We start from the raw sequence: 18,971 nt of genomic DNA, 5'->3' as shown, positions 1-18,971 counted from the left end.
CATGCAAGGTTCCCTGATGCTGGATATCGGCGGCACCTGGTTGACCGCCGAGGATCGGCAGATCCTCCGTCAGCCGGAAGTCGCCGGTCTGATCATCTTCGCCCGCAACATCGAAAGCCCGCGTCAGGTGCGTGAGCTTTGTGCTTCCATCCGCGCGGTCCGCCCCGACCTGATCCTTGCGGTCGACCAGGAAGGCGGACGTGTACAGCGCCTGCGCCAGGGTTTCCTGCGCCTGCCCGCCATGCGCGCCCTCGCGGACAACGACAACGCCGAGCAACTGGCGGAGCAGTGCGGCTGGCTGATGGCGACCGAAGTGCTCGCCGCAGGCCTGGACATCAGCTTCGCCCCGGTCCTGGACCTCGACCACCAGCGTAGTGCGGTAGTCGGCAGTCGTGCCTTCGAAGGTGACCCGGAGCGCGCCACGCGCCTGGCGGGTGCCTTCATCCGCGGCCTGCGCCAGGCCGGCATGGCCGCGACCGGCAAGCATTTTCCCGGCCACGGCTGGGCGGAGGCCGACTCCCATGTAGCGATTCCCAGCGACGAGCGCAGCCTGGAGCAGATCCGCCAGAGCGACCTGATTCCCTTCGCCCGCCTGGCTGCCGAGCTGGATGGCATGATGCCGGCACATGTGATCTATCCGCAGGTGGACAACCAGCCCGCCGGCTTCTCCCGGCGCTGGCTGCAGGAAATCCTCCGTGGCGAGCTGAATTTCTCCGGCGTCATCTTCAGTGATGACCTCTCCATGGCGGGCGCCCACGTGGTGGGCGATGCCGCCGAGCGCATCGAAGCGGCGCTGACCGCCGGTTGTGACATGGGACTGGTGTGCAACGACCGGGCTTCGGCCGAGCTGGCCCTGGAACGTCTGCAGCGCCTCGGCGCCAAGCCGCCGGCGAGTCTGGCGCGGATGCGCCGCCGTGCCTTCCCGGGCACCGAATACCGCCAGGATCCCCGCTGGCTGCAGGCCGTTGCGGCCCTGCGCGATGCTCAGTTGATCGATTGAGGAACCGACATGACCGTCTACGCCATCATTGGTGGAACAGGCCTGACCCAGCTCGAAGGCCTGAGCATGAAAGCCCTGCTCAACCCCGAAACGCCCTACGGCGCGCCGTCGGCAGGTATCGTCCATGGCGAGTACGCCGGGCATGACGTGCTGTTCCTGGCCCGTCACGGACATCCGCACCGGATTCCGCCGCACCAGGTGAACTACCGCGCGAACCTCTGGGCCCTCAGGCGTGCCGGTGCCGAGGCGGTGATCGCGGTGAACGCGGTAGGCGGCATCCATCCGGCCATGGGCAGCGGGCACCTGGTTGTGCCGCATCAACTGATCGACTACACCCATGGGCGCATCGGCACCTTCTTCGAGGGTGACCTGGATCACGTCACCCATATCGACTTCAGCCACCCCTATGACGAGGCGCTGCGCGCCCGGCTGCTGGCGGCCCTGAACGCCTGCGACATCCCGCACAGTGATTTTGGCGTCTATGGCTGCACCCAGGGGCCGCGCCTGGAAACCGTGGCGGAGATCGCCCGCCTGGAGCGCGACGGCTGCGACATCGTCGGCATGACCGGCATGCCCGAGGCGGCGCTGGCGCGTGAGCTGAACCTGCCTTATGCCTGCCTGTCGCTGGTGGTCAATCCGGCCGCCGGCAAGTCCGAAGGCATCATCACCATGGCCGAGATCGAGGCCGCCCTGGCCGAGGGCATCGGCAAGGTGCGCAGCGTCCTGGCCCACGTGCTGAAGGCTTAAGGCCCCTCCATGCGCAGGGTGCGCCGTGCGCGGCGCACCCTGCGAATCTGTCGTTTCTCAGCCCAGGCGCGGCAGGGGGGCGAAGAGGGCATCGATGTCCTCTTCGGCCAGGCGCCAGCCTTCCTTCTCGCGACCGTCCAGGATGCCCCGTGCCAGCGCAGCTTTCTGGGCCTGCAGCTGCTGGATCTTCTCTTCCACCGTTCCCCGCGAAATCAGCCGATAGACGAAAACCGGCTTGTCCTGGCCGATGCGATAGGCGCGGTCGGTCGCCTGGCGTTCCACTGCCGGGTTCCACCAGGGGTCGTAGTGGATCACCGTGTCGGCGGCGGTGAGATTGAGACCGGTGCCGCCGGCCTTGAGGCTGATAAGGAACAGCGGAACCTCGCCGTTCTGGAAGCGCTTCACCGGTGTGCGCCGGTCGCGGGTGGCGCCAGTGATCTGCACATGATCGATGTTGCGCTTATGCAGTTCTTCCTCGATCAGGGCGAGCATGCTGGTGAACTGGGAGAACAGCAGCACCTTGCGGCCCTCGGCGATCAGCTCCTCCAGCATCTCCATCAGGCTGTCCAGCTTGCCTGAGCTGCTGCCGCGCATGCGGGTACCGCTCTCTTCGATCAGGCGGGTGTCGCAGCACACCTGGCGCAGCTTCAGCAGTGCTTCCAGGATCACGATCTGGCTGCGTGCGAGCCCCTTGCGGCCAATCTCGTCGCGCACCTTGTGATCCATCGCCAGGCGCACGGTTTCATACAGGTCGCGTTGGCGGTCGCTGAGTTCGACCCATTGGGTGATCTCGCTCTTGGCCGGCAGCTCGGTGGCCACCGCTTCCTTGCTGCGACGCAGCAGGAAGGGCTTGAGGCGGGCATTGAGATGGGCCAGGCGGGTGGTGTCGCCGTGTTTTTCGATGGGATTGCGGTAGTTGCGCAGGAAGCTCTGGCTGTCGCCGAGCCAGCCCGGCATCAGGAAATGGAACAGCGACCAGAGTTCGCCCAGATGATTTTCCAGCGGCGTGCCGGTGAGGCAGAGCCGATGGCGGGCCTCCAGCTGACGTACCGCCTGGGCCGCCTTGCTGGTGGGGTTCTTGATGAATTGCGCCTCGTCGAGGATCAGCAGGTGCAGCGGCAATTCGGCGAAATGCTCCAGATCCCGGGGGAGCAGGGCGTAGGTGGTGAGCAGCAGGTCGTGCTCGGCCATCCGCTCGAAACTCTTATTCCGGCCGGGGCCATGCAGGGCAAGCACGCGCAGGTCCGGTGCAAAGCGTTCTGCCTCATCGAGCCAGTTCGGGATGAGGCTGGTGGGCATTACCGCCAGGGCGGGCCGATCGAGGCGGCCGCTTTCCTTCTCCAGCAGCAGATGGGCCAGCGTTTGCAGGGTCTTGCCCAGGCCCATGTCGTCACCCAGGATGCCGCCGGCGTTGACGTCCCGCAGGGTCTGCAGCCAGGCGAGGCCCTCCAGTTGGTAATGACGGAGTTCGGCATTCAGACCCTTGGGCGGAGTGATGGTGACCTTGCCGCTGTCGCGCAGTTTGCGTGCCAGTTCGCGTAGCTCGTCGCCGCCCTGCCATTGCAGGTCGAGGCCTTCCAGCTGGCTCAGTCGCGCCGCATCGGGGCGGGACAGGCGCAGGCCCTGGGCCGGGTCCTGATCGCGCTGGTAGAGCTCGCCCAGGGTGGTCAGCACCGGCTTGAGGCGGGAGAACGGCAGCATCACCTGCAGTGGACGGCCGTCGACAGCGCGAGTGGCATCCAGTTGCAGGCGCAGCTGCTCATCGTCCTTGCGTCGTTGCAGGTTCTGCGGATCGAGCAATTCGGGGTTGCGCTGGATCAGGCGCAGAAGCACCGGCAGCAGGCTGATGCGGCGGCCCTCGACGACGATGCCCAGCTCCAGGTCGAACCACTCGCGGCCCGGCGCCTCGTCCACTTCGGCGTACCAGCCCTCCACCTGGGTGAGGTCGAACTGGAAGCCCGGGCGAATATCGATCTTCCAGCCTTGCTCGCGCAGTGCCGGCAGTTGCTCGCGCATGAAATGCAGCCACTGTTCGTCGCTGGGCAGCTCGAACATTTCCGCGCTGTTGGCAGGTAGCGCCAGGCTCTGCCGCAGCGCTTCCTTGAAGCCCAGCTGGCGCAGGACATCACGCCAGGCCTGCTCGGCCCGGGGGTGACGGGCGATGGACAGGCGTTCGCCATTGTTGCGGTGATGCAGCCGCTCCGGCTTCGCCGTCTTGCCGTGGATTTGCGCGCTGCCGTATTCGAAGACCAGGCCGGCGCGATGCTGCTGGCTGCCCACCATGCGCCCGCTGCGCAGGTCGTACTGGCTCTGGGCGTGGCTGCCGAGGATCAGGTGCGGCAGGGGCAGCAGGTCGTCCACCAGGCGTTCGGCCGGGGGCGGCGGCGCCTGCCAGCCTTCGGAAGGCTGCGCCAGCAATACGATGATGGCGGCGACGCAGTGCTTGCAGTTGTAATTCACCGGGCAACTGCAATGGCCGACCACGCCCAGGCCTTTGGGGGCAAGGCGGATGCGTTGCGTGTAGAAGCGGCCTTCGGAGCCTTCGCAGCTGGTCTCGATGGCCTTCTCGCTCAGGCTGAGCAGTCGAACGCGGTCTTCCGTGGCGTACCTGAGGCCACGGGAAAGCGCGCCTGGATCGAAGTCCAGGCGCCAGTCCAGTTGCCTCAGTTGGTCGAGCAGGACACTCATGGCGCCTTAGAGTGGGCTGATGCGAATCAGGATGCCCAGATTGCCGTGGTCGAGGAAGGTGAGTTCGCCGTTCTTCAGGCGCGTGCCCTGGCGCAGGCGCTCGCTGCTGCGAATCAGGCCGCTGCCGTCGAACTGGTTGATCCAGAAGTCGGCCTGGGCGTCGATGCTGCGATCGAGGGTGAGTGCCAGGGTGCCTTCCACCGGGTAGTGGCCGAGCTGCTGTTCGCCGGAAGTCACCGAGACCGTGTTCGGGGTGGCGGACAGGTTCTGCGACCAGGCCTTGTGCAGCAGCACTTGGTAACCGGCATTGGGATTGAGCTTGGCCGCTTCGCCGTCCAGCGCCGTGCCGCGCTCGCTGCCTGCGATGGACTGGCTGCCCGCCGCCCAGTCGTCCGGCGCCGGCCGGCTGGCGGGAATCGGATCGCCGGACTGGCGGAAGATGATCATCTCCACCGAATAGAGGCCGTCGGCGAAAGCAGCCGGGGCCAGCAGGGCGAGCAGCAGGGCGAAGTTACGAATGGCACGCATGGGTTGTTCCTTATGGGGGCAATCATTCCGCAGACTACTGCGGGGTCAGGCGTTCGAACAGGGCTTCGAGGGTGTTGAAGCGTTCTTCCGGGCGTTCCATGGGCACCTGGAACTTGAACTGGGTGGCGCCTTCGAACTTGTAGCGCTTGGGCTGGCCCTGGATCAGCTTGATCAGTACCAGCGGGTCGACGCAGGTGTCGGCGGCGAACTCGATGCGGCCACCCTGCGGGCCGGCATCGACCTTCCTGATGCCGAGTTTTTCCGCCTTCAGCTTGAGGTGGGTCAGGCGTATCAGGTGCTTGCTGGGTTCGGGCAGCAGGCCGAAGCGGTCGATCATCTCCACCTGCAGTTCCTTCAGGCCGTCTTCGTCCGCGGCCGAGGCGATGCGCTTGTAGAGGATCAGGCGCGCGTGGACATCGGGCAGGTAATCCTCGGGGATCAGCGCCGGGACCCGCAGGTTGATTTCCGGCCCGCCGCCCAGGGGTTGTTCCAGGTTGGGCTGTTCGCCCTTGCGGATGGCTTTCACCGCGCGTTCCAGCATTTCCATGTAGAGGGTGAAGCCGACGGCCTGGATCTGGCCGCTCTGGCCCTCGCCGAGGAGCTCGCCGGCGCCGCGGATTTCCAGGTCATGGGTGGCCAGCACGAAGCCGGCGCCCAGGTCCTGGGCGTTGGCGATGGCTTCCAGGCGCTTTTCGGCGTCCGGGGTCATCTGCTTGCGCGGCGGCGTCAGCAGGTAGGCGTAGGCCTGGTGGTGGCTACGGCCGACGCGGCCGCGCAGCTGGTGCAGCTGGGCCAGGCCGAACTTGTCGGCACGCTCGATGACGATGGTGTTGGCGCTGGGCACGTCGATGCCGGTTTCGATGATGGTCGAGGCCACCAGCACGTTGAAGCGCTTGTGATAGAAGTCGCTCATCACCTGTTCGAGTTCACGTTCGCGCATCTGGCCGTGGCCGACGGCGATGCGCGCCTCGGGCACCAGTTCGGCCAGTTCGGCGGCGCATTTCTCGATGGTCGCCACCTCGTTGTGCAGGTAGTAGACCTGGCCGCCGCGCAACAACTCGCGGAGCAGCGCCTCCTTGATCGCGGTCTTCTGCCGCTCCATGACGAAGGTGCGTACCGACAGCCGGCGCGCCGGCGGCGTGGCGATGATGGACAGGTCGCGCATGCCGGCCACGGCCATGTTCAGCGTTCGCGGAATGGGCGTGGCGGTGAGGGTGAGGATGTCCACCTCGCTGCGCAGGGACTTCAGCTGTTCCTTCTGGCGCACGCCGAAACGGTGTTCTTCGTCGATGATCACAAGGCCCAGGTTCTTGAAGCGTATGTCGTCCTGCAGCAGCTTGTGGGTGCCGATGATGATGTCGATCTTGCCTTCGGCCAGCTGCCGCGCCGCACCTTCCACTTCCTTGGCCGACTTGAAGCGGCTCATTACATCCACGGTTACCGGCCAGTCGGCGAAACGGTCGCGGAAGCTGTTGTAGTGCTGCTGGGCGAGGAGGGTGGTGGGTACCAGTACGGCGACCTGCTTGCCGCTGTGCACCGCGACGAAGGCAGCGCGCATGGCGACCTCGGTCTTGCCGAAGCCGACGTCGCCGCACACCAGGCGGTCCATGGGCTTGGGCGCGAGCATGTCGCCCAGTACGGCTTCGATGGCGGCCTGCTGGTCCGGGGTTTCCTCGAAGGGGAAGCCGGCGGAGAAGGTCGCGTAGTCGGCCTTCGGGTCCTTGAAGGCGTAACCTTCGCGGGCGGCGCGGCGGGCGTAGATGTCCAGCAGCTCGGCGGCGACGTCGCGGACCTGTTCTGCGGCCTTGCGCTTGGCCTTCTGCCAGGCTTCCGAGCCCAGGCGGTGCAAGGGTGCCAGGGCGTCGTCGCTGCCGGTGTAACGGGCGATCAGGTGCAGGCTGGCTACCGGCACATAGAGCTTGGCTTCCTCGGCGTACTGCAGGGCGAGGAATTCGGCGGCCTGGCCGTCGATTTCAAGGGTGACCAGGCCCAGGTAGCGGCCAACGCCGTGGTCGATGTGCACCACCGGCGCACCTTCGCGCAGCTCGGCGAGGTTCTTTATCACGTTGTCGCCGGCGTCACCGCGGCGTTCGCGACGGCGACGCTGCATCACGCGCTGGCCGAACAGCGGGCTTTCGGCGATCAGCGCCAAGCCCGGGTCGTCCAGCAACAGGCCTTCATCCAGCGGCGCGATGGTAATGGCCAGGCGCTCGGAGCTGGCGACGAAGTCCGGCCAGCCGTCCACTTCCTGTGGGCGCAGCTTGAGGCGCGCGAGCATTTCCAGCAGCACTTCGCGGCGGCCGGCGGATTCGGCGCTGAACAGCACACGGCCGGGGAACTCCTCGATGAAGCGTCGCAGCGCAGCCATCGGTTCGCTGGCCTTGGCCTGGATGGCGAGGTCCGGCAGGGCGCGGGCGGAGAAGCGCTCGCGACCGACGCCCGGCTCGATGTCTTCCTGGCTCAGCACCAGGCGGGGCGAGCCCTTCAGGCGGGCGAAGCAGTCTTCCACCGGGAGGAACAGTTCGGCGGGCGGAACCAGTGGACGCTCGGGGTCGACGCGGCGTTCCTCGTAGCGGTTGCGCACATCGGTCCAGAACTGCTCGGCGGCCTGCTCGATGCCGGGCAGGGAGAACACTTGGGTGTCTGTCGGCAGGTAGTCGAACAGGGTCGCCGTCTCTTCGAAGAACAGCGGCAGGTAGTACTCGATGCCCGCCGGCGTGATGCCGCTGGCCAGGTCCTGGTAGATGGGGCAGCGGCGGAAGTCGACGTCGAAGCGCTCGCGGAAGCGTCCGCGGAAATCGGTGACGGCCTTCTTGTCCAGCGGGAACTCGCGGGCCGGCAGCAGGCGGATGGATTCCACCTTGTCCACCGAGCGCTGGGTTTCCGGGTCGAAGGTGCGCAGGGTTTCGATCTCGTCATCGAACAGGTCGATGCGATAGGGCAGGTCGCTGCCCATGGGGAACAGGTCGATCAGGGCGCCACGGACGGCGAACTCGCCATGTTCGTAGACCGTGTCCACGCAGCGGTAGCCGGCGGCCTCCAGGCGCAGGCGCATCTGCTCCACATCGAGCTTCTGGCCGACGTCCAGGACCAGGCTGGAACCCAGCAGGAAGCGTGTCGGCGCCAGCCGGTGCAGGGCAGTGGTGATGGGCACCACCAGCACGCCGCGCTTGACCCCGGGCAGCCGGTAAAGGGTGTCGACGCGCTGGGAAATGATGTCCTGGTGCGGCGAGAAGAGGTCGTAGGGCAGGGTTTCCCAGTCGGGGAAATGCAGGACGTCCAGCTCCGGGGCGAAGAAGCCCAGTTCCTGTTCCAGGCGCTCGGCGGTCTGGCTGTCGGCGGTCAGCAGCAGGGTGAAACGCTTGCCGGCGCTGGCGGCCTCGGCGATGGCCAGGCTCAGGGCGGCGCCGGGCAGGTTGCCCCACTGTTGCTTGCCGGCGGCGGAGGGAAGAGGCGGAAGGCGCAGTACGGACACGGGCAAGGTGGCTCCGGTCGGAAAAAGATCGGCGGATTGTAACTATCCCGACTAGCGGATGTCAGTGTTGGGCCCGCTGCTGATTGCCGGCGCCTGCGTGCGCCGTCATAATGTAGCCCCTTTTTTCATCCCCTACATGTGGAAGGTACTGCCCGTGACTCAGAAGCCCGACCAGTGTCTCGGTGAATGGATCGATCGTGAAGCCCTCGCGGAAGCCATGATTCCGATGATTGGCCAGCTGTATCGCAACAACAATGTTGTGACCTCGATCTATGGCCGTGGCCTGATCAACCGCTCCGTGATCGCCATCCTCAAGGCTCACCGATTTGCTCGTCATCGCCTCGCCGATGAAGCCGAGCTGTCGGTTCACGAAACCTTCCCGATCCTCAAGGCCATGAGCGAGCTCAAACTGGGCGCCGCTTCCGTGGACTTGGGCAAGATGGTTGCCAAGTTCAAGGTCGAAGGTAATGGCCGCAGCATCGAGCAGTTCACCAAGGACGAGCTGGCCGACGTGGTCGGCAAGCAGAACGGCGCTGCCCGCGAAGGCACCGACGTCGTCCTGTACGGCTTTGGCCGCATCGGTCGCCTGCTCGCGCGCATCCTGATCGAGAAGACCGGTGGTGGCGACGGCCTGCGCCTGCGCGCCATCGTCGTCCGCAAGGGCGCCGAGAACGACCTGATCAAGCGTGCCAGCCTGCTGCGCCGTGACTCCGTACACGGCCCGTTCGACGGCACCATCGTCATCGACGAAGAAAACAACACCCTGACCGCCAACGGCAACCTGATCCAGGTGATCTACTCCAACGATCCGGCCTCGATCGACTACACCGCCTACGGCATCAAGAACGCCCTGCTGGTCGACAACACCGGCAAATGGCGTGACGCCGAAGGCCTGGGCCAGCACCTGAAGTGCCCGGGTATCGACCGTGTCGTCCTGACCGCTCCGGGCAAGGGTGCGCTGAAGAACATCGTTCACGGCATCAACCACGGCGACATCACCGCCGATGACAAGATCATCTCCGCCGCTTCCTGCACCACCAACGCCATCGTGCCGGTGCTCAAGGCAGTCAATGATCAGTACGGCATCGTCAACGGCCACGTCGAAACCGTTCACTCGTACACCAACGACCAGAACCTGATCGACAACTTCCACAAGGGCAGCCGTCGCGGCCGCAGCGCTCCGCTGAACATGGTGATCACCGAGACCGGTGCCGCCACCGCCGCCGCCAAGGCCCTGCCGGTGCTGAAGGGCAGGCTGACCGGCAACGCCATCCGCGTTCCGACGCCGAACGTCTCCATGGCGATCCTGAACCTGAACCTGGAGAAGGCCACCACCCGCGACGAGATCAACGAATACCTGCGCCAGGCGGCCATGCATTCGGATCTGCACAAGCAGATCGATTACGTCTCCTCCCAGGAAGTGGTGTCCTCCGACTTCGTCGGTTCCCGCCACGCCGGTGTGGTCGATGCCGAAGCCACCATCTGCAACGACAACCGCGTTGTCCTGTACGTCTGGTACGACAACGAGTTCGGTTACAGCTGCCAGGTGGTCCGCGTGATGGAAGAAATGGCAGGTGTGAACCCGCCGGCTTTCCCACGCTAAGTCGTGACCTGTGAAGAACGGGAGCTTTCGGGCTCCCGTTTTTCATTTTTGCGTCTGTAATCGGATAACAAGAATCGCGTTGGGGAATTCCCAGATGGAAGGACATCACCTTCACCAGGGGCCGCTCAAAAGGGGCCTGAAAAACCGCCACATCCAGCTAATCGCGCTGGGCGGCGCCATCGGTACCGGCCTGTTCCTGGGCTCGGCCGGGGTGCTCAAGTCGGCCGGTCCGTCGATGATTCTCGGCTACGCCATTGCCGGCTTCTTCGCATTCCTGATCATGCGCCAGCTCGGCGAGATGATCGTGGAAGAGCCGGTTGCCGGCTCGTTCAGCCACTTCGCCCACAAGTACTGGGGCGGCTATGCGGGCTTCCTTTCCGGCTGGAACTACTGGGTGCTGTACGTCCTGGTGGGCATGGCCGAGCTGACCGCCGTGGGCAAGTACATCCAGTTCTGGTGGCCTGAGGTGCCCACCTGGGCGTCGGCGGCGGCCTTCTTCGTGTTGATCAACCTGATCAACCTGGCCAACGTGAAGGTCTTCGGCGAGGCGGAGTTCTGGTTCGCCCTGATCAAGGTGGTGGCCATCATCGGCATGATCATCCTGGGTATTTACCTGCTGGTCAGCGGCACCGGTGGCGAGCAGGCGGCGGTGAGCAACCTCTGGAGCCACGGCGGCTTCTTCCCCAATGGTCTTGAAGGTCTGGTGATGGTGCTGGCGATCATCATGTTCTCCTTCGGTGGCCTGGAGCTGGTGGGTATCACTGCTGCCGAGGCGAGCGAGCCGAAGAAAGTGATCCCCAAGGCCATCAATCAGGTGATCTACCGCATCCTGATCTTCTATATCGGCGCCCTCAGCGTGCTGCTGATGCTCTATCCCTGGGACGCGTTGCTGGAAACCCTGAACGCCGCGGGCGATCCCTACAGCGGCAGCCCGTTCGTGCAGATCTTCTCGCTGATCGGCAGCGACGTCGCGGCCCACATCCTCAACTTCGTGGTACTGACTGCAGCCCTGTCGGTCTACAACAGCGGTGTGTACTGCAACAGCCGGATGCTCTATGGCCTGGCGGAGCAGGGTGACGCGCCCAAGGCCCTGATGAAGGTGGACGACCGTGGCGTGCCGGTGCTCGCCATCGGTATTTCCGCGCTGATCACCTTCCTCTGCGTGGTCGTGAACTACCTTGCGCCGCAGAAAGCGCTGGAGCTGCTGATGGCGCTGGTGGTGGCGGCCCTGGTGATCAACTGGGCGATGATCAGCCTGTCCCACCTGATGTTCCGCAAGAGCCTCGAAGCTCGTGGGCAGCAGCCTTTCTTCAAGGCGCTCTGGTACCCCGTCGGCAACTATCTGTGCCTGGCGTTCGTGGCGCTGATCCTCGGTGTGATGCTGATGATTCCGGGCATCAACATTTCCGTCTATGCCATTCCCTTCTGGTTGGCCCTGATCGGAGCCTGCTACTACTTCAAGCGTTCCGCGACACGCGCGACTGCCCTCTGAAGTGCAGCTCGGACAGGAAAACGGGAGCCTCTGGCTCCCGTTTTTCGTAGCGGCGCATTGATGACCCCAAGTTCAGATGTGGACGTCTGGTTTACTGATGTTTCCTAAACCCCTGAAAAGAAAGCCTTTGGTTGGCGCGGTTTGGATGCGCTCTCTATAATCGACCGCTTAACCGTTCGGAACTCAGCATATTCGTACCAGGCATCGCCTGGCGCGAAGCTGGCCTTTTAGCCAGCGCTGGGCCGGGAAGTACTTCTGTTTCAGGCGAAACCTATGATCAGAATCAAGCGAGGGCTGGACCTGCCGGTGGCAGGGGAACCGGACCAGCGAATCGAGGCAGGGCGCCCGGTTCGCAGCGTCGCCGTCATCGGCTTCGACTATCACGGCATGAAGCCGACCATGGACGTGCAGGTGGGGGATCGGGTCAAGCTCGGTCAGCCACTGTTCTCCGACAAGAAAACCCCAGGGGTGATCTACACCGCGCCGGGGGCTGGCGTGGTCAGCGCCATCCATCGTGGCGAGCAGCGCGTGCTGCAGTCGGTGGTGATCGACCTCGAGGGCGATGACGAAATCCTCTTCGAGCAGTACGCCGTCGGGCAACTCGACCAGCTCGAGGCCGGGCAAGTGCGCGACAACCTGATCCGCTCCGGCCTCTGGACCGCGCTGCGCACCCGGCCCTTCAGCCGAGTCCCGGCAATCGACGCCACGCCGAACTCCATTTTCGTCACGGCCATGGATACCCATCCGCTGGCCGCCGACCCCGCCCTGGTGATCGCCGAGCACGCCGCAGACTTCGAGCATGGCCTCAAGGTGCTCGCGCGCCTGGCCCGCGTGTTCCTCTGCAAGGCCGAAGGCGCCGCGTTGCCGGGCGAAGGCCTGGCCCAGGTTCGCAGCGAATCCTTCACTGGGCCGCATCCGGCGGGACTGCCCGGCACCCACATCCATTTCCTCGATCCGGTGAGCGCCAGCAAGAGCGTCTGGCACATCGGCTATCAGGATGTGATAGCCATCGGCAAGCTGTTCACCACCGGCCGCCTCTGGGTAGAGCGCGTGGTGTCCCTGGCAGGTCCCGTGGTGGAGAAGCCGCGTCTGCTGCGCACCCGACTCGGTGCCAGCCTGGAAGAACTCACTGCAGGTGAACTGCAGCCCGGCGCCAACCGCGTGGTGTCCGGCTCGCTGCTGGGCGGCCGCACCTCTCGCGGCGCCTGCGCCTACCTGGGCCGCTATCACCTGCAGGTGTCCTGCCTGCGCGAAGGCAATGACCGCGAGCTGCTGCACTACCTGCGTGCCGGGGTGAACAAGCACTCGGTGCTGAACATCTTCGTTTCCAAATTGCTGGGCGGCCGCAAGTTCGCCTTCAGCACCAGCACCAACGGCAGCCCGCGCGCCATGGTGCCGGTTGGCAACTACGAGTCGGTGATGCCCCTGGACATCCTGCCCACCCAGTTGCTGCGCTACCTGATCGTCGGTGATACCGAAATGGCCCAGAAGCTCGGCTGCCTGGAGCTGGATGAAGAAGACCTGGCCCTGTGCAGCTACGTCTGTGCCGGCAAGTACGAATACGGCCCGATCCTGCGGGACAACCTCAGCCGTATCGAGAAGGAGGGCTGAGATGGGCCTTAGAAAATTCCTCGACCGCATCGAGCACAACTTCGAGCAGGGCGGTCGCTATGAGAAGTGGTACGCGCTGTACGAGGCGGTGGATACCTTCTTCTACCGCCCCGCCAACGTGACCCACACCACGGCCCACGTGCGCGATGGCATCGACCTCAAGCGCATGATGATCACCGTCTGGCTCTGCACCTTCCCGGCCATGTTCTTCGGCATGTGGAACGTCGGCTACCAGGCCAACCTGGTATTCGCGCAGAGCCCCGAACTGCTGGCGGCCCAGGAGGGCTGGCGCTTCGCCCTGATCGGCTCGCTGGCCGGCTTCGATCCGAACAGCCTGTGGGACAACTTCATCCAGGGCGCGGCCTGGTTCCTGCCCATCTATGCGGTGACTTTTATCGTCGGCGGTTTCTGGGAAGTGCTGTTCGCCTCCATTCGCCGCCATGAAGTGAACGAAGGCTTCTTCGTCACCTCCGTGCTCTTCGCCCTGACCCTGCCGCCGAGCATCCCGCTCTGGCAGGTGGCGCTGGGCATCAGCTTCGGCGTGGTGCTGGGCAAGGAAGTCTTCGGCGGCACTGGCAAGAACTTCCTCAACCCCGCCCTGGCCGGCCGCGCCTTCCTCTTCTTCGCCTATCCGGCGCAGATTTCCGGTGACGAGGTATGGACCGCAGTGGACGGATTCGCGGGCGCCACGTCCCTGAGCCTGGGCTCTGCCGGTGGCGTCGAGAACATCCTCGGCCACGGCATCAGCTGGATGGACGCCTTCCTCGGCACCATCCAGGGCTCCATCGGCGAAACCAGCACCCTGGCCATCCTGATCGGCGGCGGCGTGCTGCTGGTCACCCGCATCGCGTCCTGGCGCATCGTCGCTGGCGTGATGCTCGGCATGATCGCTACCAGTTGGCTGTTCAACGCCATCGGTTCGGACACCAACCCGATGTTCGCCATGCCCTGGTACTGGCATTTGGTCTTGGGCGGTTTTGCCTTCGGCATGATGTTCATGGCCACCGACCCGGTTTCCGCGTCCATGACCGACACCGGCAAATGGCTGTTCGGCGCGCTGATCGGCCTGATGGTGGTGCTGATCCGCGTGGTCAACCCGGCCTTCCCGGAAGGCATGATGCTGGCGATCCTCTTCGCCAACCTTTTCGCGCCGCTGATCGACCACTTCGTCGTTCAGGCCAATATCAAGCGGAGGCTGGCACGCAATGGCTGAGCAGAAAGAATCCACGCTCCGCACCCTGATGGTGGCCCTGGTGGTCTGCCTGGTGTGCTCCGTGTTCGTGGCTGGTGGCGCCGTGGCGCTGAAGCCGGTACAGGTGGAAAACCGCGAGCTGGACAAGCAGCGCAGCATCCTCGCCATCGCCGGCCTTGGTGAAGCGGGCATGTCTGCTGAAGAGGTGAAGAAGCTCTATGCCGAGCGCATCAGTGCGAAGGTGGTGGACCTTTCCACCGGCGATTTCACCGATGCGATCCAGGCCGCCGGCTTCGATCCGCTGAAGGCCGCCAAGGACCCGCAGCTCTCCGACGCGCTGCCCGCCGGGCAGGACATTGCGTCCATCAAGCGCCGCGAGCGCTTCAGCACCGTCTACCTGGTGGAGCAGGAGGGCAAGCTCCAGACCCTGATCCTGCCGGTGCGGGGCTATGGACTGTGGTCGACCCTGTACGGCTTCCTGGCGCTCAAGGGCGACCTCGATACCGTGGTCGGCCTCGGCTTCTACCAGCACGGCGAGACTCCCGGGCTCGGCGGCGAAGTGGACAACCCGAAATGGAAGGCGCTGTGGAACGGCAAGAGCCTCTTCGATGAGCAGGGCCAACTGGCCATCCAGATCATCAAGGGCAGCGTCGACCCGCAATCGGCCAACGCCAGCCATCAGGTCGACGGCCTTGCCGGTGCGACGCTGACCAGCAAGGGCGTCAACAACCTGCTGCATTTCTGGCTGGGCGAGAACGGCTTCGGGCCCTTCCTGGCCAAACTGAACGACGGGGAGGCATGAGCATGGCGCAACCCACTATCCGGTCGGTCCTGCTGGACCCGATCCTGCACAACAACCCCATCGGCCTGCAGATACTCGGCATCTGCTCGGCCCTGGCGGTCACCTCCAACCTGAAGACCGCGCTGGTGATGTCCATCGCCCTGACCCTGGTGACCGGCTTCTCCAACCTGTTCATCTCGATGATCCGCAGCCAGATCCCCAGCTCGATCCGCATGATCGTGCAGATGGTGATCATCGCGTCGTTGGTGATCGTGGTCGACCAGGTGCTCAAGGCCTACGCCTTCAGCCTGTCCAAGCAGCTCTCGGTGTTCGTCGGCCTGATCATCACCAACTGCATCGTGATGGGCCGCGCGGAAGCCTTTGCCATGGCCAACCCGCCGCTGCTGTCGTTCTTCGATGGCATCGGCAACGGCCTGGGCTACAGCGCCATGCTGATCGTCCTCGGCATCGTTCGCGAGCTGTTGGGCTCGGGCAAGCTGCTGGGCTTCGAGGTGCTGCCGGTGATCAATGACGGCGGCTGGTACCAGCCCAACGGCCTGCTGCTGTTGCCGCCCTCGGCCTTCTTCCTCATCGGCCTGATCATCTGGGCCCTGCGCAGCTGGAAGACCGAGCAGAAAGAAGCGCCGGCCTACAGGATCGCGCCCCAGGTATCCAACAAGGAGGCCTACTGATGGAGCATTACATCAGCCTGTTCGTGAAGGCCGTGTTCGTCGAGAACATGGCCCTGGCTTTCTTCCTTGGCATGTGCACCTTCATCGCCATTTCGAAGAAGGTGGAAACTGCCATCGGCCTGGGGATCGCGGTGATCGTGGTGCAGGCCATCACCGTGCCGGCCAACAACCTGCTCTACAGCCTGCTGCTGAAAGACGGCGCCCTGGCCTGGGCCGGCTTGCCGGAGGTAGACCTGTCCTTCCTCGGCCTGCTCAGCTACATCGGGGTGATCGCCGCCATCGTGCAGATCCTCGAGATGCTGCTCGACAAATACGTGCCCTCGCTCTACAACGCCCTCGGCGTATTCCTGCCGCTGATCACGGTGAACTGCGCCATCATGGCCGGTTCGCTGTTCATGGTGGAACGCGATTACAACCTCGGCGAAAGCGTGGTGTACGGCATCGGCTCCGGTTTTTCCTGGGCCCTGGCCATTGCGCTGCTGGCGGGCATCCGCGAGAAGCTGAAATACAGCGATGTCCCCGAAGGCCTGCAGGGCCTCGGTATCACCTTCATCACCATCGGCCTGATGTCCCTCGGCTTCATGTCGTTTTCCGGTGTACAGCTCTAAGGAACGGACATGCTGAGTTTCGAAATCTTCCTCGCCATCGGCATGTTCACCGCCATCGTCCTCGCGCTGGTGGTGATCATCCTGGCGGCCCGCGCCAAGCTGGTTTCCAGCGGCGACGTGAACATCGTGATCAACGGCGAGCGGACCATCACGGTTCCTGCCGGCGGCAAGCTGCTGCAGACCCTGGCATCCCAGAACGTCTTCCTGTCTTCCGCGTGCGGTGGCGGCGGTACCTGCGCCCAGTGCAAGTGCATCGTGCAGAGCGGCGGCGGGGAAATGCTGCCCACGGAAGAATCCCACTTCACCCGTCGTCAGGCGAAGGAAGGCTGGCGCCTGTCCTGCCAGACCCCGGTGAAGCAGGACATGCACATCGAAGTGCCGGAGGAGGTCTTCGGCGTGAAGAAGTGGGAGTGCACGGTGGAGTCCAACCCCAACGTGGCCACCTTCATCAAGGAGCTGACCCTGCGTCTGCCGGAAGGGGAGAGCGTGGACTTCCGCGCCGGTGGCTACGTGCAGCTGGAATGCCCGCCCCATGTGGTCGCCTACAAGGACTTCGACATCCAGCCCGAATACCGCGGCGACTGGGACAGGTTCAACCAGTGGAAGTACGTGTCCAAGGTCGACGAGACGGTCATTCGTGCCTACTCGATGGCCAACTACCCGGACGAGAAGGGCATCGTCAAATTCAACATCCGCATCGCCTCGCCGCCACCGGGCAAGGATGACGTGCCGCCGGGGCAGATGTCCTCCTGGGTCTTCAGCCTCAAGCCGGGCGACAAGGTTACCGTTTATGGTCCCTTCGGCGAGTTCTTCGCCAAGGACACCGATGCGGAGATGGTGTTCATCGGTGGTGGCGCGGGCATGGCGCCCATGCGTTCGCACATTTTCGACCAGCTCAAGCGCCTGAAATCCAAGCGCAAGATCAGCTTCTGGTACGGCGCGCGTTCCCTGCGCGAAGCCTTCTATACCGAGGAGTACGACCAGCTGGCGGCGGAGAACCCGAACTTCGAGTGGCACCTGGCGCTGTCCGACCCGCAGCCGGAGGACAACTGGACCGGGCTCACCGGCTTCATCCATAACGTCCTCTACGAGAACTACCTCAAGGACCACCCGGCTCCCGAGGATTGCGAGTTCTACATGTGCGGCCCGCCGATGATGAACGCCGCGGTGATCAAGATGCTCACCGACCTTGGCGTGGAGCGGGAAAACATCCTGCTGGACGATTTTGGTGGCTAAGCGATTCGCCTTCCTGCTGGCGGCCGGCTTGCTGCTGGCCGGCTGCGGCGACCGCCTGGAGCAGTTCGGCGGCCCCACCATGGGCAGCAGCTACTCGGTGAAGTATGTGCGCGGCGCGTCCGGTCCCTCGGTGGAGCAGGCGCGCAAGGAGGTGGAGGGCATCCTGGCCGAGATCGACCAGCAGATGTCCACCTACCGCGCCGACTCCGAGGTGGAGCGCTTCAATGCCCTGCCTGCGGGTAGCTGCATGGCCTTGCCCGCGCCGATGCTGGAACTGGTGTCCTTCGCTGGCGAATTGTCAAAGGACAGCGGCGGTGCCTTCGACATGACGCTGGAACCGTTGCTCGATCTCTGGGGCTTCGGTCCGCACTCCCGCGGCGACCAGGTGCCCAGCGCCGAAACCATTGCCGCCGCGAAGGCTGACGTCGGCCATCAGCACCTGTCCATTCGGGGTTCGGAGCTGTGCAAGGATGCGGCGGTGCAGCTGGACTTCAACAGCATCGCCGCCGGCTACGCCGTCGACCGCGTGGTGGCGCGGCTTGGCGAGCTGGGTGTCGGCAGCGCGCTGGTGGAAATCACCGGCGAGCTCAAGGCCATCGGTCGCAAGCCCGATGGAGCGCCCTGGCGCATCGCCATCGAAGCGCCGCGCGACGATCGGCAGGTGGCGCAGCAGGTCATTCAGCTGGACGGGCTTGGCGTTTCCACCTCGGGCGACTATCGCAACTATTTTGAAAAGGATGGCAAGCGCTATTCCCACACGCTGGACCCGAAGAGCGGGGCGCCGATCAGCCACAACCTTGCAGCGGTGACCGTGGTGGACGAGTCGGCGCTGCGGGCGGACGGCCTCTCCACCCTGTTGATGGTGCTGGGGCCGGAGGAGGGTTCGGCCTATGCTGAACGCCACGGCATCGCCGCGCTCTTCGTGACACGCGAAGGTGACGGGTTCCGGAGCCGTGGCAGCAGCCGCTTCCAGGCACTGTTCGAGCAAGAGGAGAAATGAGCATGACCTTCGTTCTGGTGTTCGCGATCATGCTGCTGGTGGTGCTGGGCATGGCCGTCGGCGTGATCATGGGGCGCAAGCCCATTGCAGGCTCCTGTGGCGGAATCGCCAATCTGGGCATCGAAAAGGAATGCTCGATCTGTGGCGGTAATCGCGAGAAATGCGAAGAGGTGCGTCGCGAGGGTGATGTAGTGGAATCATCGCTCGCCTACGACGCGACCAAGCGCTAATGTGCAGCGCCAAACGGCTCGGCTAAGCTGCACGCCAGTTCAGGATCCCGTCCGGGATCGCCAAAACAGGTTCCGAATTCCGCGGCTT

At 64.5% G+C, this 18,971-nt stretch carries 15 protein-coding genes; 12 read left to right on the top strand and 3 right to left on the bottom strand.

Annotation, left to right across the window (positions count from 1 at the left end; translation table 11 throughout):
• The first annotated feature begins 1 nt into the window (after nucleotide 1).
• Both nagZ and ACFW0B_RS11740 read left to right on the top strand, forming a co-directional pair.
• Nucleotides 2–1,000, top strand: a complete 999-nt coding sequence (nagZ, locus tag ACFW0B_RS11745) for a beta-N-acetylhexosaminidase (RefSeq protein WP_449148245.1) — start codon at nucleotides 2–4, stop codon at nucleotides 998–1,000.
• Nucleotides 1,001–1,009: 9 nt separating this feature from the next.
• Nucleotides 1,010–1,747, top strand: coding sequence for an S-methyl-5'-thioinosine phosphorylase (locus ACFW0B_RS11740; RefSeq protein ID WP_449148243.1), 738 nt, complete (start codon nucleotides 1,010–1,012; stop codon nucleotides 1,745–1,747).
• A gap of 57 nt (nucleotides 1,748–1,804) precedes the next feature.
• Here ACFW0B_RS11740 and ACFW0B_RS11735 read toward each other — a convergent pair whose 3' ends face one another.
• The 3 genes from ACFW0B_RS11735 to mfd are packed head-to-tail and all read right to left on the bottom strand — an operon-like array spanning nucleotide 1,805 to nucleotide 8,438.
• Nucleotides 1,805–4,435 carry a DEAD/DEAH box helicase gene (locus ACFW0B_RS11735; protein WP_449148241.1) on the bottom strand — a complete coding sequence of 877 codons (2,631 nt, stop codon included), beginning with the start codon at nucleotides 4,433–4,435 and terminating at the stop codon, nucleotides 1,805–1,807.
• A gap of 6 nt (nucleotides 4,436–4,441) precedes the next feature.
• Nucleotides 4,442–4,963 carry a CsiV family protein gene (locus ACFW0B_RS11730; RefSeq protein WP_449148239.1) on the bottom strand — a complete coding sequence of 174 codons (522 nt, stop codon included), beginning with the start codon at nucleotides 4,961–4,963 and terminating at the stop codon, nucleotides 4,442–4,444.
• 34 nt (nucleotides 4,964–4,997) lie between these two features.
• Complete coding sequence (gene mfd, locus ACFW0B_RS11725; RefSeq protein ID WP_449148297.1) at nucleotides 4,998–8,438, bottom strand: transcription-repair coupling factor; 3,441 nt, start codon at nucleotides 8,436–8,438, stop codon at nucleotides 4,998–5,000.
• A 136-nt stretch (nucleotides 8,439–8,574) separates the two neighbouring features.
• Here mfd and ACFW0B_RS11720 point away from each other — a divergent pair, with 136 nt between their 5' ends.
• The 10 genes from ACFW0B_RS11720 (at nucleotide 8,575) to nqrM (ending at nucleotide 18,883) form a co-directional block, all read left to right on the top strand.
• The gene (locus ACFW0B_RS11720) at nucleotides 8,575–10,041 is read left to right on the top strand and encodes a glyceraldehyde-3-phosphate dehydrogenase (RefSeq protein ID WP_449148295.1); all 1,467 of its coding nucleotides are present in this window, start codon (nucleotides 8,575–8,577) and stop codon (nucleotides 10,039–10,041) included.
• A 94-nt stretch (nucleotides 10,042–10,135) separates the two neighbouring features.
• Nucleotides 10,136–11,533 (top strand): amino acid permease, encoded by a 1,398-nt coding sequence (locus ACFW0B_RS11715; RefSeq protein ID WP_449148237.1) that lies wholly within the window; start codon nucleotides 10,136–10,138, stop codon nucleotides 11,531–11,533.
• Nucleotides 11,534–11,806: 273 nt separating this feature from the next.
• Nucleotides 11,807–13,144, top strand: coding sequence for a Na(+)-translocating NADH-quinone reductase subunit A (locus ACFW0B_RS11710; protein ID WP_449148235.1), 1,338 nt, complete (start codon nucleotides 11,807–11,809; stop codon nucleotides 13,142–13,144).
• A gap of 1 nt (nucleotide 13,145) precedes the next feature.
• The gene (locus ACFW0B_RS11705; protein WP_449148233.1) at nucleotides 13,146–14,357 is read left to right on the top strand and encodes an NADH:ubiquinone reductase (Na(+)-transporting) subunit B; all 1,212 of its coding nucleotides are present in this window, start codon (nucleotides 13,146–13,148) and stop codon (nucleotides 14,355–14,357) included.
• Nucleotides 14,350–15,138: a Na(+)-translocating NADH-quinone reductase subunit C gene (locus ACFW0B_RS11700; RefSeq protein ID WP_449148231.1), complete on the top strand. Its 789-nt coding sequence runs from the start codon at nucleotides 14,350–14,352 to the stop codon at nucleotides 15,136–15,138. Before ACFW0B_RS11705 ends, ACFW0B_RS11700 begins: the two co-directional genes overlap by 8 nt.
• Nucleotides 15,135–15,809, top strand: coding sequence for an NADH:ubiquinone reductase (Na(+)-transporting) subunit D (locus ACFW0B_RS11695; RefSeq protein ID WP_449148229.1), 675 nt, complete (start codon nucleotides 15,135–15,137; stop codon nucleotides 15,807–15,809). The genes ACFW0B_RS11700 and ACFW0B_RS11695 overlap by 4 nt, the downstream gene beginning before the upstream one ends.
• The gene (gene nqrE, locus ACFW0B_RS11690; RefSeq protein ID WP_449148227.1) at nucleotides 15,809–16,417 is read left to right on the top strand and encodes an NADH:ubiquinone reductase (Na(+)-transporting) subunit E; all 609 of its coding nucleotides are present in this window, start codon (nucleotides 15,809–15,811) and stop codon (nucleotides 16,415–16,417) included. Before ACFW0B_RS11695 ends, nqrE begins: the two co-directional genes overlap by 1 nt.
• A gap of 9 nt (nucleotides 16,418–16,426) precedes the next feature.
• Nucleotides 16,427–17,653, top strand: a complete 1,227-nt coding sequence (nqrF, locus tag ACFW0B_RS11685; protein ID WP_449148225.1) for an NADH:ubiquinone reductase (Na(+)-transporting) subunit F — start codon at nucleotides 16,427–16,429, stop codon at nucleotides 17,651–17,653.
• Nucleotides 17,646–18,653 (top strand): FAD:protein FMN transferase, encoded by a 1,008-nt coding sequence (locus ACFW0B_RS11680; protein WP_449148223.1) that lies wholly within the window; start codon nucleotides 17,646–17,648, stop codon nucleotides 18,651–18,653. Before nqrF ends, ACFW0B_RS11680 begins: the two co-directional genes overlap by 8 nt.
• Before the next feature lie 2 nt (nucleotides 18,654–18,655).
• A complete protein-coding gene (gene nqrM / locus ACFW0B_RS11675; protein WP_449148221.1) occupies nucleotides 18,656–18,883 on the top strand; it encodes a (Na+)-NQR maturation NqrM in 228 nt (75 codons plus the stop codon).
• The last annotated feature ends 88 nt before the right edge of the window (nucleotides 18,884–18,971 follow it).

This window comes from Metapseudomonas phytobenefica (assembly GCF_043392685.1).
Lineage (GTDB): Bacteria > Pseudomonadota > Gammaproteobacteria > Pseudomonadales > Pseudomonadaceae > Metapseudomonas.
Note: the sequence above shows the minus strand (reverse complement) of the source record. Positions and strands in the feature narration are given on the sequence as shown.